Origin of the sequence: Burkholderia sp. 9779_493 (assembly GCF_015712215.1) — a bacterium.
GTDB lineage: Bacteria > Pseudomonadota > Gammaproteobacteria > Burkholderiales > Burkholderiaceae > Burkholderia > Burkholderia cenocepacia.
This window is the reverse complement of record NZ_JACCQA010000011.1, coordinates 39,028-52,193: the sequence shown is the minus strand read 5'-3', so window position 1 is coordinate 52,193 and position 13,166 is coordinate 39,028. Positions and strand designations below refer to the sequence as shown.

14 protein-coding genes are annotated in these 13,166 nt (G+C 68.4%); 4 read left to right on the top strand and 10 right to left on the bottom strand.

Annotated elements, in window-relative coordinates:
* On the top strand, positions 1-1,275 hold the full coding sequence (locus H0X95_RS13405) for an APC family permease (RefSeq protein WP_059723263.1): 1,275 nt from the start codon (positions 1-3) through the stop codon (positions 1,273-1,275).
* A gap of 95 nt (positions 1,276-1,370) precedes the next feature.
* Here H0X95_RS13405 and H0X95_RS13400 read toward each other — a convergent pair whose 3' ends face one another.
* The 4 genes from H0X95_RS13400 to H0X95_RS13385 all read right to left on the bottom strand — a co-directional run bounded on the left by H0X95_RS13400 (position 1,371) and on the right by H0X95_RS13385 (position 4,035).
* Entirely contained in the window at positions 1,371-1,667 is a 297-nt protein-coding gene (locus tag H0X95_RS13400) for an XRE family transcriptional regulator (protein WP_006479223.1), read from the bottom strand.
* 74 nt (positions 1,668-1,741) lie between these two features.
* Entirely contained in the window at positions 1,742-2,101 is a 360-nt protein-coding gene (locus H0X95_RS13395) for a type II toxin-antitoxin system RelE/ParE family toxin (RefSeq protein ID WP_012493279.1), read from the bottom strand.
* A 132-nt stretch (positions 2,102-2,233) separates the two neighbouring features.
* Positions 2,234-3,220, bottom strand: coding sequence for a pca operon transcription factor PcaQ (gene pcaQ / locus H0X95_RS13390; RefSeq protein WP_058903028.1), 987 nt, complete (start codon positions 3,218-3,220; stop codon positions 2,234-2,236).
* 77 nt (positions 3,221-3,297) lie between these two features.
* Complete coding sequence (locus H0X95_RS13385; protein ID WP_006481688.1) at positions 3,298-4,035, bottom strand: helix-turn-helix domain-containing protein; 738 nt, start codon at positions 4,033-4,035, stop codon at positions 3,298-3,300.
* Between the two features lie 120 nt (positions 4,036-4,155).
* Between H0X95_RS13385 and H0X95_RS13380 the strand changes: the two genes are divergently transcribed.
* From H0X95_RS13380 to pcaG, 3 genes are all read left to right on the top strand, one after another.
* Positions 4,156-4,722, top strand: coding sequence for a YiiX/YebB-like N1pC/P60 family cysteine hydrolase (locus H0X95_RS13380; RefSeq protein WP_058903026.1), 567 nt, complete (start codon positions 4,156-4,158; stop codon positions 4,720-4,722).
* Positions 4,723-4,997: 275 nt separating this feature from the next.
* Entirely contained in the window at positions 4,998-5,705 is a 708-nt protein-coding gene (pcaH, locus tag H0X95_RS13375) for a protocatechuate 3,4-dioxygenase subunit beta (RefSeq protein WP_006489685.1), read from the top strand.
* A 3-nt stretch (positions 5,706-5,708) separates the two neighbouring features.
* A complete protein-coding gene (gene pcaG / locus H0X95_RS13370) occupies positions 5,709-6,302 on the top strand; it encodes a protocatechuate 3,4-dioxygenase subunit alpha (RefSeq protein WP_059723260.1) in 594 nt (197 codons plus the stop codon).
* Positions 6,303-6,769: 467 nt separating this feature from the next.
* Here the strand turns inward: pcaG and H0X95_RS13365 are convergent, their stop codons facing one another.
* From H0X95_RS13365 to gsiB, 6 genes are all read right to left on the bottom strand, one after another.
* A complete protein-coding gene (locus tag H0X95_RS13365) occupies positions 6,770-7,549 on the bottom strand; it encodes an AraC family transcriptional regulator (protein WP_006489688.1) in 780 nt (259 codons plus the stop codon).
* Between the two features lie 194 nt (positions 7,550-7,743).
* Entirely contained in the window at positions 7,744-8,571 is an 828-nt protein-coding gene (locus H0X95_RS13360; protein WP_034202455.1) for a M55 family metallopeptidase, read from the bottom strand.
* Entirely contained in the window at positions 8,568-9,650 is a 1,083-nt protein-coding gene (locus H0X95_RS13355) for a DmpA family aminopeptidase (RefSeq protein ID WP_059723258.1), read from the bottom strand. Before H0X95_RS13355 ends, H0X95_RS13360 begins: the two co-directional genes overlap by 4 nt.
* On the bottom strand, positions 9,650-10,543 hold the full coding sequence (gsiD, locus tag H0X95_RS13350; RefSeq protein WP_006482629.1) for a glutathione ABC transporter permease GsiD: 894 nt from the start codon (positions 10,541-10,543) through the stop codon (positions 9,650-9,652). Before gsiD ends, H0X95_RS13355 begins: the two co-directional genes overlap by 1 nt.
* Positions 10,544-10,550: 7 nt before the next feature.
* Positions 10,551-11,471, bottom strand: coding sequence for a glutathione ABC transporter permease GsiC (gene gsiC / locus H0X95_RS13345; protein ID WP_006482634.1), 921 nt, complete (start codon positions 11,469-11,471; stop codon positions 10,551-10,553).
* 67 nt (positions 11,472-11,538) lie between these two features.
* Positions 11,539-13,101, bottom strand: coding sequence for a glutathione ABC transporter substrate-binding protein GsiB (gsiB, locus tag H0X95_RS13340; RefSeq protein WP_006482639.1), 1,563 nt, complete (start codon positions 13,099-13,101; stop codon positions 11,539-11,541).
* Positions 13,102-13,166: the final 65 nt, after the last annotated feature.

The window sequence follows — 13,166 nt, the reverse complement described above, 5'->3', positions numbered from 1 at the left end:
ATGCCTTCGCATGCCGATTCGCCCGCTGCCCATCACGCGGGTTCGCTGACCATTTTCCAGGGCGCCGCGCTCTATATCGGCGCGGTGCTCGGCACCGGCGTGATCGCGTTGCCCGCGCTCGCCGCCGAAGTCGCGGGGCCGGCCTCGCTGCTCGCGTGGGCGGCGCTCGTCGTGCTGTCCGGGCCGCTCGCGGCCACCTTCGCCGCACTCGGCGCCCGCTATCCCGATGCGGGCGGTGTGTCCACCTACGCGCGGCGCGCATTCGGCCCGAAGGCCGCGGCCATCGTCGGCTGGTGCTTCTATTTCGCGGTGCCGGCCGGCGCGCCGGCTGCCGCGATGTTCGGCGGCGCATACGTCGCGGCCGTCACGGGCGGCGGACACACGACGATCATCGTCACGGCCGCCGCGCTGATCGCGACCGTGTCGGCCGCGAATGCATTCGGCGTCACCGTGTCGGGCCGCATGCAGCTCGTGTTGTCGGTGCTGCTCGTCGCGCTGCTGCTCGCCGCGGTGCTTGCGTCGGCCCCGCATGCGCGCACCGCGAACCTGCATCCGTTCGCCCCGCACGGCTGGCTCGCGGTCGGCCAGGCCGCCGCGCTGCTCGTGTGGAGCTTCGCCGGCTGGGAAGCGATCACACATCTCGCCGCCGAATTCCGCCGGCCCGCACACGACATGCCGCGTTCGGCCGGCATCGCGGTCGTGGTCGTCGGGTTCCTGTATCTGTCGGTCGCCGCCGCGAGCGTGACGGTGCTCGGGCCTTCCGCGGGCGCATCGGGCGCGCCGCTCGCCGAACTGATCGCGGGCGGCATCGGCGGCCATGCGCAGGTGTTGGCGGCGGCTGCCGCGCTGCTGCTCACGCTCGGCACGATGAACGCGTATTTCGCGGGCGCGGCCAAACTCGGCGCGGCGCTTGGCCGCGATGGCGCGTTGCCTGCGTGGCTCGCGCAAGGCAGCCAGGTCGGCGGCGTGCCGCGCCGCAGCCTCGGCGTGATCGCCGTGCTCGCGGCCGTCGCGCTGGCCGCCACGGCGCTGTCGGACGTCGGGCCGAAGCCGCTCGTGCTCGTCACGTCCGGCTGTTTCGTGATGGTGTACGGGCTGGGCGCGGCGGCCGCGCTGAAGCTGCTGCCGCGCGGCGGCATCGCGTACCGCTGCGCATGGATTTCGCTCATTGCGGTGGCCGGGCTGTTCGTGACGACCGGCTGGTATTTCCTGTGCCCGCTGCTGCTCGCGGGCTGTGCGTTGCTTTACCTGCAGGTCACCGGTGCGCGTCGATGACCCGGCATGCGCACGCGGGCCGGCACCGGCCCGCTCGCCGCCCCGCCGCGCGAACAATCACGTCGCTCCGTCCGCGCGCCATTCGTTCGCGCCGGTCAGGCCGGCACCAGCTCGAAACTGAGCCGCTTGCCGAGCGCGGCGGCCGCGCTCGCGAGCGTCGCCAGCGTGAGGCTCGTGTCGGTTTCGTCGAGCAGACGGTTGAGCGCGGCGCGGCTGGTTTTCATCCGCGCGGCCATCGCCGTTTTCGTGATGTGCTGCGCCTTCATTTCCTGCCCGATCTGCCACGCGATCACGCGCTTGATCGCGGTGGCGGTGGCTGCTTCGAGATTGCCGTCCGCTTCGAGGAAGGCGTCGAAATCGCTGCCGATATACGGATTGTTCGTGGTCGTCATGTCGTACTCCAGGTGCATGGCGTTGCCGGCTGCCCGACCGTCGAAGACGGTGTGCTCCAGCGTAACCGGGGAATTCAGATGGCGCGCGTCAGCGTTTTCAGGCGCGCGACGGTGACGTCGAGATCGTCCGACGGCGTGGCCCGCGACTGCTTGAAGAAGCCGTGCAGCAGCACCATCGTGTCGCCGACGACCGTGAACAGCACGCGTGCGCTTCGCCCCGGCACCGTCACGCGGATCTCCCACAGATCCTTCGCCATCTTCCGGACCAGCGGCATGCCGAGCGGCCAGCCGAGTTGAACGGTCTTGATCTCTTCGCCGATCGCCCTTCGCTCCACTCGCCCGAGCGCGTTGAGCCATTCGCGCACCGGCTCGTGGCCGCGGGCCGTCCGGAAGAACCGCACGCCGAGCGTGACCTGAATCTGCTGTCTCGCCATCGTCTTGTCGCCAATCGTATCAAAAACGGTACGATATGCCAAGCACCCGATGACGGCTACTGACCGGATGGCCAGTCCCGCAGCAAGAAAGAGAAAGGAGATCGGGTCCGGCGCATCGCCAGGCCCGATGGATCAACGCTTGCCGCGAGCAGGCTTGCGCGCCGTGCGTGGTGCCCGATGCGGTCGCGCATCGCCGAACCGCGACCGAGCGATGTCGCGCATCGCGTCGATCAGCGTCCGCGCGACCGGCGACGGCTGCGCATCGGTACGCAGCACGAGCCCGACCGGCTCGTCGGTGCCCGCCGACGGCAGCGGCAGGCGCGCCAGCGCACCGGCCGACAGATCGTATTCGGCGGCATAGAGCGGCACGAACCAGACCGCGTCGTTCTCGAGCGCCAGCGCGCGCGCAACCGATACCGACAGCACCTCGATGAACGAATCCAGCGGCGGCGCGCCGCATGCGCCGAGCAGTTGCTCGGCCGACTGGCGGATCAACGTGCCGAACGGCGGCAGCACGACCGGATAGCGCGCCAGCTCGGCGGCCGGCGCCACGCTCGCGAGCAGCGGATGCCCGGCGCGCACGACCGCGACGAGCGGCTCGTTGTACAACTGCTCGAACGCGAGCCCGATCATTCGCTCCGGCTCCGACAGCCGGCCGATCGCGCATTCGATGGCCCCGGATTTCAGACGCTCGAGCAACTCGGCGTTCGCGGCCGTCGCGATCCGCACGACGATACGCGGCCAGCGCGCGGTCAACGCCTTCATCAAGGCCGGCGCAAGCGAGGCCGCGACGGTCGGCAGCATGCCGATTTCCAGCGTCGCGGCGGCGGCCCCGCCCTCGCGCGCCAGCAGCCCGACGCCCTGACGCAGCGCCAGCACGCACGCATTCGCGTGCGGCATGAACAGTTGCGCTTCGCGGGTCGGCTGCGCGCCGTGCCGGCCGCGCTCGAACAGCTTCACGCCGAGGATCGCCTCCAGCTCGGCGATCGTCTTCGACACGGCCGGTTGCGTGATCGACAGGCTTTCGGCCGCCTTCTGCACGCCGCCCAGCTGCGCGACCGCGAGAAAACACTGCAGGTGCCGGAATTTGACACGGCCGTCGGCGATACGGTTATTCATAACGGGTGGTTATGTTAATGACGATGAATCGCCATTTTGCATAACTTTCCGGAAAGGCCCAAGCGTTCGGGACGACGTCACCCGTGGCGCCGCAGCGCGTGGAATCCGGTCGGCTCCCAGATCCGTTTCGCGATCAGCAGGGCCGTGCCGTGCTTCTGCCCGAGCGGCGCGGACGACGACTCGGCATGCAGCGCCGCGGCCTTGCTGGCGAGCCGCCGCAGTTCCTGTTCGAGCTCGGCGGCGGCCGCGTCGGTCAGCATCCCCTGCAGGAACGTCATCGTCTCGCCCGGGCCGTCGAAGCGGCTGCCGAGAAAGTCGTCGAGCACGTGCGCATGGAAGTAGCGGCGAATCGGGCCACCCGGCAGCCAGTCGAAATCGCGCGCGACGCGCACGCGAATCCGGTCGCCGGGCAACAGCGCGATCACGTTCATCCGGTCGAGCATCAGCAGATATTTCACACACTCGGCCTGCGTGAGCCGATAGGCCGACACGATGTCCTGCACGGTCCAGTAATTGATCGCGCAGACGGCGACGAGCAGCAGTTTCTCGTCCGACACGAGCAACGCCTCCTGCGCCTCGGTCAGCACGCGCAGGCGCGGCGCGGACGCCGACGCTTCCTGCACGAGCTCGGCGAGCGTATAGCCGAGCAGTTGCGCGATCTCCGCGACGCGCTCCAGCGTGAAGCGGCCGCTCGCGAACAGCCGCTTCACGCTCGTCTCGGAGACGTCGAGCGCACGCGCGACGTCCCGGTAAGTCATTCCCTGCGCCTTCAGCTGGCGCTTCAGCGTTTCGATGAGTTGGGCAGTCTCGGTCATGTTGGTATCGAAAAATGATGCTCGTGGTCGGATATTAGGCTACTCGCGTATCCGCATCAGCACTTTTGGATACTTGTCTGCATAATCCGCTCCGTCCTGTCATGCAACGACGGAGCCGAAATGACCGCCCGAATCGACACAGCCGCCTGCGAACCGCACCACGCCGCCCCGCGCGATGCACGCGCCACCGATCGCACGATGCCGCTCGCCACCGTACGCACGCTGGCCGCCGGCGCCCACGTTGGCGATCTCGTGTTCATCCGCGAGCGAGCCGGTGCACCGGATGCCGCGACGGGCGCGGCCGGCGCATGGGCCAACCGCTTCGGCATCGTCGTTGATACGTCGGGCGACGAACCGGCGATCGCGGAGTCGACGGCGTTCGGATGGACGACGCTCACGCCGCTGTCGCGTTTCGTCGCCCGGACCGGCGGCGGACGCATCGCCCTGGCGCGCCGCGTCGCGGCGGCATCGGCCGACGCGCAACGCCACGTCCACGCGCTGGCCGAACGGCGAATCGATGCGCTGCTCGGCAGTCGCTTCAACCTGCGCGCGCGGCGCGGTTTCTGCGCGCAGTACGTGGCCGAGGTGCTCGGCGCCGGCCACGCGGCGACACCGTCGGCCCTGCTGCGCAGCGGCACGCTGGCGCTCGAATTCGACGGGATCGTGTTCGACGCCCGTCAGCCATGACGACGGGCACGCTCGGGGAGACCGGATAACAACGAGAACAAAAGAAAAAACAGCGACGGGCTGGCTGGAGGGCCGTGCACGGGGTCGTCACCGACGACGCGAAGCCCGATCGTTTTTTCCGCCGGACAGGCTTCCTGTCCGGCGGAATTTTCATTGCCGGGACGAACATAACGAACGGTTATGCGATTCGCGAAAAAAGGTCATTTTGCATAACTTTCCGGATTGGCTAAAGTCGTGGCCATCCACTTCGCGAAATACCTATCAGGAGACGCCCGATGGATTCCCCCACGATCCTCACGCCGCGCGACTGGCCGTCGCATCCGGCCTATGTCCACCCCGAGTACCGTTCGTCCGTGAAACGCGGCCCGACCCGCCCGCTGATCCCGCTGAAGGAGAAGTTGCGCGACCAGTACGCGCCCGTCTACGGCGCGGAAGATCTCGGCGCGCTCGACCACGATCTGACGAAGAACGCCGTGAAGAACGGCGAGCCGCTCGGCGAGCGGATGGTCGTCACCGGCCGCGTGCTCGACGAAGGCGGCAAGCCTGTGCGCAACACGCTCGTCGAGGTGTGGCAGGCCAATGCGGCCGGCCGCTACGTGCACAAGGTCGACCAGCACGACGCGCCGCTCGACCCGAACTTCCTCGGCGCCGGCCGTTGCCTGACCGACGACGAAGGCCGCTACCGCTTCCTGACGATCAAGCCCGGCGCGTATCCGTGGGGCAACCATCCGAACGCGTGGCGCCCGAATCACATCCATTTCTCGCTGTTCGGCGATTACTTCGGCTCGCGTCTCGTCACGCAGATGTATTTCCCCGGCGATCCGCTGCTCGCGTACGACCCGATCTTCCAGGGCACGCCGGAAGCCGCGCGCGATCGGCTGATCTCGCGCTTCTCGATGGACATCACCGAAGAAGGCTATGCGCTCGGCTACGAATTCGACATCGTGCTGCGCGGCCGCGACGCCACCCCGATGGAGCGCTGAACCATGACGACGCTGAAGCAAACCCCTTCGCAGACGGTCGGCCCGTACTTCGCGTATGGCCTGTGCCCGCAGCAATACGACTACGACCTGAAAAGCCTGTTCACGCCGACGATCGCCGCGGCGCACGCCGAAGGCGAGCATGTGCTGCTGGTCGGGCAGGTGTTCGACGGCGACAACAACGTGGTCGGTGACGCGGTGCTCGAATTCACGCAGGTGGACGGCGCGGGCCGCTACCCCGCGTCGCGCGACGACATCGCGACATCCGGCTTCACGGGCTTCGCGCGGGTCGGCACGGGCACCGACCCGCAGCAGCGCTTCGTCGTCGAGACGGTGAAGCCGGGCCGCGTCGCCGCCGACGAGGCGCCGCACATCAACGTGACCGTGATGATGCGCGGCATCCTCACCCATGCGTTCACCCGCGTGTACTTCGACGACGAAGCCGCCGCGAACGCGGTCGACCCCGTGCTCAACGCGGTGCCGGCCGAGCGCCGCGCGACGCTCGTCGCGAAACGCGATGCGCAGCCGGGCCGCCCGGTCGTCTACCGCTTCGACATCCGCATGCAGGGGCCGGAAGAAACCGTGTTCTTCGACGTTTGACGCACGCGCCGGCGCTTGCCGGCCCTGTGCGCCGGGCACAACCGCATCGCCGTGTGGCGCGATCCCGACAGGCATCGCGCCACACGGCGTTTTTGATGCGCCGTCGCGATCATTCGATGGTGCGCCGCATCGTGACCGACGCGGCTGCGGATGATTGCCCCATCGGCTTTCCGCCCCGATATCGAACGCGCGATTGAAACGCGTGCTGCAACAGCACATCAATCGTGGGGCCGACACGATATCGTTTGCGCGTTATGCGGCGTATGCTTCGTTATCCGCAACGCACCGGCAGAATTAAATCGTAAGAAGAAACAATTGAATGCGTCATGCGCGACGCTGCCCAACCGGCGGCCCGCGCATTTTTTCAGACAGAGTGCCTTTAAACGCGTCTGGCCGAAGGTGGCGGACGCGTATTTTTTTGGCGCGGCGGCCCGCGTACCAGCAGAGCCTGCGCCGGGTCGCGGCGCCTAGCGACGCATCTCCAGATAGCGGCTCGGCGTATCGCCCAGGATGCGGCGAAACGCCGACGTGAACGCACTCGCGCTCGCGTAGCCGAGATCGAGCGCGACGCGCGTCACCGGCTGCCCGTCGGTCAGGCGGGCAATCGCCGCGAGCATGCACACCTGCTGGCGCCATGCGGCGAAACTCACGCCCGTCTGCGCGCGGAACTGCCGCGTGAACGTGCGGCGGCTCACGCCCGCGTCGGCCGCGACCCGGTCGAGATCGGCGTCGATCGACGGCGCCGCGAACAGGTGGCGGCACACCTTCGCCAGCCGTGCGTCGGCCGGCAGCGGCGCATGCAGCGAGAGGCGCGGCATCGTCGCGATTTCCGCGACCAGCAGATCCATCAGCTTGCCTGCGCGGCCGTCGACGTCGTACATCGCCGGCAGGTCGACCGCATCGTCGAGCAGTTGCCGCAGCAGCGGCGACACGCCATATACGCCGCACTGGGCCGGCAGGCCGGCCGCCTGCGCGGCATCGATGGATACGAACGCGTTGAGCATCGTGACCGGCCCGGCCATCGTCATTTCGTGCCGCACGCCGGCCGGCACCCAGCACGCGCGCTGCGGCGGCACCAGCCAGCGCCCGTGCGGCGTCGACACGCTGATCGTGCCGCGCGACGCGAACGCGAATTGCCCGCGCACGTGCGCGTGATCCGGAAACGTCGTGCCCGCCGCGAAGTCGTTGGCGAGCACGACCACGCTCCGGGGAATGTGTTCGTAGGGATCTAGCAGCGTATTTCTCACGGCTCGAATTCCATCATCAATGATCCGATATCAAAGGCCGGTCGCCTTCGAATGATCCACGATCCGCTCCACGTCCGGTCAACGCAACCCCGCTCGCGCTGGCCGCGACGATGGAAGCATTCCCGCTCGCCGCGACGGCCCGCCCGACCGCGTCGCGCTCGGCCGCGCGCCGGCGCACATCGTCACGGCACGCGTCAACGCAGCATGAACGACATCGCCGACAGGCTGTTCAGCGTGCGCACCACGTGCTCGACCGACGGCCCATCGAAACGCAGCGTCACCGCATCGACACGCTCGAGCGACGGCAGCACGCAGAACAGGTCGGCGAGCGCGGCCGTCTGCACGCGCAGCGTGCACGCCGCCGGCGCCGGTCGATGCGCGCCGGCGCGCACGCCGGCCGACAGCGCCCGCGCGACCGTTTCGCGCGCGGCGGTCGCGATCCGCGCACACGAGGCGGCGGGCGTCAGCGTCTCGCCGCTCGACGCGCCGCCGGCCGTCTTGACCGTCTCGAAACGCGCGTCCGGAAACAGCGGCTGCGTTTCGTCGGCGAATACGTCGTCGCCGGTCGCGAGCGCGACATGCGCGCCGTATTCGCGCGCCAGCGCGCCGTACAGGCCGGCCTCGCCGAGCTCGACGCCATTCAGCCACACCTGTGTGAACGCAAAGCTGTTGATCGTGTGCGCGAGCACGCCACGCGTCTGCGATTTCGCGTGATAGCCGATCATGAACACGAGATCGGGCTGCTGTTCGAGGCCCGCCATCATCCCGAGCGGGCGCGGCTTGCCGAGCACGACGCGTGCGCGCGCATCGAGTCCGTCGGGCAGCAGGTTGCGAAAGCCGCCATGCGAATCGTTGACCCAGACGGCCTGCGCACCGCCCGCGAACGCGCCTTCGATCGCCGCGTTCGCCTCGGCGGTCATCCAGCGGCGCGCGCGTTCGTATTCCGGATTGCCGGCGCGCGTCTGCTCGACGGCGAATACGCCGGCGACACCCTCGATGTCGGTCGAGATCAGGATCTTCATGACTGGGTCGAACGTCCTTCGTTGTTTTCGTTGAACAGCCGGGCGAGATCGGGCACCGCGTCGCGCAGCGCTTGCCGCACGTGGCCGTCGCGCCCGGCGACCGTCACCGCCTGCAGCAAGGCGTCGGCGATCGCGTGTTCGACGCTTTCGGCCGCGGCCATGAACAGCGGATCGAGCGCCGCATCCGCGACGAGGGCCGGCAGCGCGATCGTCGACGCGTCGTGCGCGATCGTGTAGGCGGTCGAGAACGCGAGCGCGATGTCGCCGCTGCCATGCCCGTAGACGGAGCCCGTACGGGCCAGCCCCGCCCCCGCGCGACGCGCGAGCCGCGACAGCTGCCGCGCGTCGAGCGGCGCATCGGTGGCCAGCAGCAGGATGATCGAGCCCTGCTCGGGCGGCGCAGCGTGCGCCGCTTCGGCCGCGCGCCGTTGCGCGACGATGCACCCGAGCGGCACGCCGCCGAGCGTCAGCATCGGCAGCCGGCCGAAATTCGCGAGCACGAGCGCGCCGACCGTATAGGGGCGGCCGGCCGCGACGGCCACGCGCGACGCCGAACCGATCCCGCCTTTCAGGTCGAAGCACGACATCCCGCGCCCGGCGCCGACCGCGCCGCGGACGACGTCGCGCGACGCCGCGCGGCACGCGTCGTCGTAATGCGCGGCGGTGACCGCGAACGCCTGGATGTCGTTCAGGTAACCGTCGTTGCACTCGAACACGAGCGGATTGACGGTCGACCAGTCGCGGCCGATCCGCGGATTCGCCGCGATCGCCGCGCGGATCTGCGCCTGGGCGACCGCGCCGACGCCGAACGTGTTGGTCAGCGCGATCGGCGTGTCGAGCGTGCCGAGTTCGTCGACCTGCACGAGCCCGACGCTCTTGCCGAAACCGTTGATCACGGCGGCCCCCGCCGGCACCTTGCTGCGGTACACGTCGCCCGGATGCGGCTTCACGACGGTCACGCCCGTCTGCACGTTGCCGGCATCCAGCGTGCAATGGCCGACCGTCACCCCCGGCACGTCGGCGATCGTGCCGCGCGGCCCGGCCGGCAGCGTCGCCGTCCACATCGGTGCAGCCCGCATCAACGGCGCTCCAGCTTCGGGTCGAGCGCGTCGCGCAGCCCGTCGCCGAGCAGGTTGAACGCGAGCACGGTCAGGAAGATCGCGAGACTCGGGAACACCGCGATGTGCGGCGCCGTCACCATGTCCGCGCGCGCCTCGTTGAGCATCGCGCCCCACTCCGGCGTCGGCGGCTGCGCGCCGAGCCCGAGGAACGACAGGCTCGCGGCGGTGATGATCGACGTGCCGATCCGCATCGTGAAGTAGACGACGACCGACGACACGGTGCCCGGCAGGATGTGCCGCATGATGATCGTCCAGTCGGACGCGCCGATGCTGCGCGCGGCCTCGACGTAGGTCATGTGCTTGAGCATCAGCGTGTTGCCGCGCACGAGCCGCGCGAACGCCGGGATGCTGAAGATCGCGACCGCGCAGATCACGTTGACCATCCCGTTGCCGAGGATCGCGACCACGCCGATCGCGAGCAGGATGCCCGGGAACGCGAACAGCACGTCGGCGATGCGCATCGTGATGCGGTCCCACCAGCCTTCGTAGTAGCCGGCGAGCAGCCCGAAGAACGTGCCGATCACCGCGCCGAGCGCCACCGAGAAGAAGCCGGCCGCGAGCGAGATGCGCGTGCCCGCGACGATCCGGCTGAAGATGTCGCGGCCGAGCGAATCGACGCCGAACCAGTGCACGGCCGACGGCCCCGCGTTCAGCGCGTCGTAGTCGAAATAGTTCTCCGGATCGAACGGCACGATGTGCGGGCCGACGAACGCCAGCACGACGAGCGCCAGCACGAAGCCGCCCGCGACGAGCGCGACGGTCTGCTTGCGGAACTTGCGCCAGAATTCGCGCCACGGCGTGCGGATCGCGGTCGGTGCGGCCGGCGCCGCGGTCTGGACAGTCGCGTTCATGCGCGCCTCACTTGAACCGGATGGTCGGGTTGATGACCGCGTACAGCACGTCGACGGTCAGGTTGATCAGGATGAATTCCAGCGAGAACAGCAGCACGATCGCCTGGATCACCGGGTAGTCGCGCATCGTCACCGCGTCGACGAGCAGGCGGCCGAGCCCCGGCCAGTTGAACACGACCTCGACGACGATCGAGCCGCCGAGCAGGAAGCCGAACTGCAGCCCCATCATCGTGACGACCGGGATCATCGCGTTGCGCAGGCAGTGCTTGAGCACGACCATCGGCTCGTGCACGCCCTTCGCGCGTGCGGTGCGCACGAAGTCCTCGTTCAGCACCTCGACGAACGATGCGCGCGTGAAACGCGCCATCACGGCCGCGACCGCCGCGCCGAGCGTCAGCGACGGCAGCACGTAGCTCTTCCACGAGCCGTCCGGCACGACCGGCAGCCAGCCGAGCTTCACCGAGAACACTTCCATCAGCAGCATGCCGAGCGCGAACGCGGGAAACGAGATGCCCGACACCGCGATCGTCATCCCGAGGCGATCGGGCCAGCGATTGCGCCAGACCGCCGACGCGATCCCGATCGCCATGCCGAGCAGCGTCGACCACACCATGCTGACGAGCGTCAGCATCAGCGTCGGCATGAAGCGTTCGCCGATCTCGGTCGAGACCGGCCGCTTGCTGCGCGTCGACATGCCGAAATCGCCGTGCGCGATCTTCGTGAAGAAGTTCGCGAACTGCGCGGGCAGCGGCCGGTCGAGCCCGAGATCGGCGCGCACCAGCGCGACCGTCGCGTCGTCGGCTTCGGGACCGGCCGCGAGCCGCGCCGGGTCGCCCGGCAGCAGGTGCACGAACAGGAACACCAGCACCGCGACGATCGCGAGCGTGGGCAGCAGGCCGAACAGGCGTTTGACGAGGAAATTCAGCATGGGACACCGATCGAATCAGCGCACCGGCGGCTCGCGCCGCCGGCACTGCGTGGCGGGCAAACCGCCGTCATTTCAGCGAGATCTCGTCGAAGTTGAACGAGCCGTCCGGCATCACGTACGCGCCCTGCAACCGCTTGCTGCGCGCATACACGATCTTCTCCTGCACGAGGAAGATCCACGGCGCATCGGCCCAGATCTGCTTCTGCGCGTCGGCGTAGAGCTCGGCCTTCTTCGTGCGGTCGACCGTCTCGAGCGCCTTCGTCAGGTCGCCGTCGACCGTGTCGTTCTTGTAGTACGCGGTGTTGACGAGCTTCGGCGGCGCCGACGCGCCGGCCAGCAGCGGCGTGATCGCCCAGTTCGCCTCGCCCGTCGACGACGACCAGCCGATGTAGTACATCCGCACCGGCGCCTTCGCCGGATCCGGCGCGCTCTCGACCTTCGCGACGCGCTCGCCGGCTTCCAGTGCCTGCACCTGCACCTTCACGCCGACCTGCGCGAGCTGCTGCTGCACGAACTGGATCGCCTTCTGCGACGTCGAGTTGTTATAGGCGGACCACAGCGTCGTCTCGAAACCGTTCGGATAGCCGGCTTCCTTCAGCAGCGCACGCGCCTTCGCCGGATCGTACGGCCAGGGGCCGAGCTTCGTCGCGTAATCGACGCCCTGCGGCACCACGCCGGTCGATGGCGTCGCGAAGCCGGAGAACGCGACCTTCGCGAGCGCTTCCTTGTTCACCGCGTAGTTCAGCGCCTGGCGCACCTTCGGGTTGTCGAACGGCTTCTGCAGCATGTTCAGCGAGACGTAGCGCTGCACGATCGACGGCCGCTCGACGACGTCGACCTTCGCGTTGCCCTTCAGGTCGGCCGCCTGCTCGAACGGAATGCGGAACGCGAAATCGGCTTCGCCCGTCTTCATCAGCGCCGCGCGCGTGTTGTTGTCGACCACCGGCTTCCAGTCGATCGCGTCGATCTTCGGATAGCCCTTCTTCCAGTAGCCGGCGAACTTCTTCACCTTCAGGTCGTCGGTCTGCTTCCATTCGACGAACTCGAACGGCCCGGTGCCGACCGGATGCAGCGCGATGTCGCGGCCCCACTTCTTCAGCGCGGCCGGCGAGATCATCACGGCCGACGGGTGCGCGAGCGTGTTGATGAACGCCGAGAACGGCTCGCGCAACGTGACCTTCACCGTGGTCGGATCGACGACCTCGGTCTTCTCGATCACGCGGAACATGTTGTAGCGCTTCAGGTGGTTCGCGGGATCGGTCACGCGGTCGAAGTTGGCCTTCACGGCCGCCGCGTTGAAATCGGTGCCGTCGTGGAACTTCACGCCCGGGCGCAGCTTGATCGTGTACGTCTTCGCGTCGGGGCTGGCCTCGTAGCCGGTCGCGAGCACGTTGACGAGCTTCATGTCCTTGTCGAAGCCGAACAGCCCCTGGTAGAACGACTTGACGACGGCCTGCGACACGGTGTCGTTCGCGTCGTACGGGTCCATCGTCGTGAAGGTCGAATCCACCGCCATCACCGCGGTCTGCTGCGCGAACGCGGGCAGCGCGGCCGACAGCGCGAACGCGCCGGCGAGCGCGACGAAGCAGGCGCGCGGACGAAACATCGGAAACGGATGCTGCTGGGTCATTTTGCTGGGCTCCTATCGGTGAATCGGTGACGCCTCACGGGCGTTTCGGTTTCGACTGCCTGCTG

Bases quoted from the DNA above. Each gene is read 5' to 3' on its own strand.
- H0X95_RS13405 (WP_059723263.1), top strand. From the start codon at position 1: ATGCCTTCGCATGCCGATTCGCCCGCTGCCCATCACGCGGGTTCGCTG.
- H0X95_RS13400 (WP_006479223.1), bottom strand. From the start codon at position 1,667: ATGACGACCACGAACAATCCGTATATCGGCAGCGATTTCGACGCCTTC.
- H0X95_RS13395 (WP_012493279.1), bottom strand. From the start codon at position 2,101: ATGGCGAGACAGCAGATTCAGGTCACGCTCGGCGTGCGGTTCTTCCGG.
- pcaQ (WP_058903028.1), bottom strand. From the start codon at position 3,220: ATGAATAACCGTATCGCCGACGGCCGTGTCAAATTCCGGCACCTGCAG.
- H0X95_RS13385 (WP_006481688.1), bottom strand. From the start codon at position 4,035: ATGACCGAGACTGCCCAACTCATCGAAACGCTGAAGCGCCAGCTGAAG.
- H0X95_RS13380 (WP_058903026.1), top strand. From the start codon at position 4,156: ATGACCGCCCGAATCGACACAGCCGCCTGCGAACCGCACCACGCCGCC.
- pcaH (WP_006489685.1), top strand. From the start codon at position 4,998: ATGGATTCCCCCACGATCCTCACGCCGCGCGACTGGCCGTCGCATCCG.
- pcaG (WP_059723260.1), top strand. From the start codon at position 5,709: ATGACGACGCTGAAGCAAACCCCTTCGCAGACGGTCGGCCCGTACTTC.
- H0X95_RS13360 (WP_034202455.1), bottom strand. From the start codon at position 8,571: ATGAAGATCCTGATCTCGACCGACATCGAGGGTGTCGCCGGCGTATTC.
- H0X95_RS13355 (WP_059723258.1), bottom strand. From the start codon at position 9,650: ATGCGGGCTGCACCGATGTGGACGGCGACGCTGCCGGCCGGGCCGCGC.
- gsiD (WP_006482629.1), bottom strand. From the start codon at position 10,543: ATGAACGCGACTGTCCAGACCGCGGCGCCGGCCGCACCGACCGCGATC.
- gsiC (WP_006482634.1), bottom strand. From the start codon at position 11,471: ATGCTGAATTTCCTCGTCAAACGCCTGTTCGGCCTGCTGCCCACGCTC.
- gsiB (WP_006482639.1), bottom strand. From the start codon at position 13,101: ATGACCCAGCAGCATCCGTTTCCGATGTTTCGTCCGCGCGCCTGCTTC.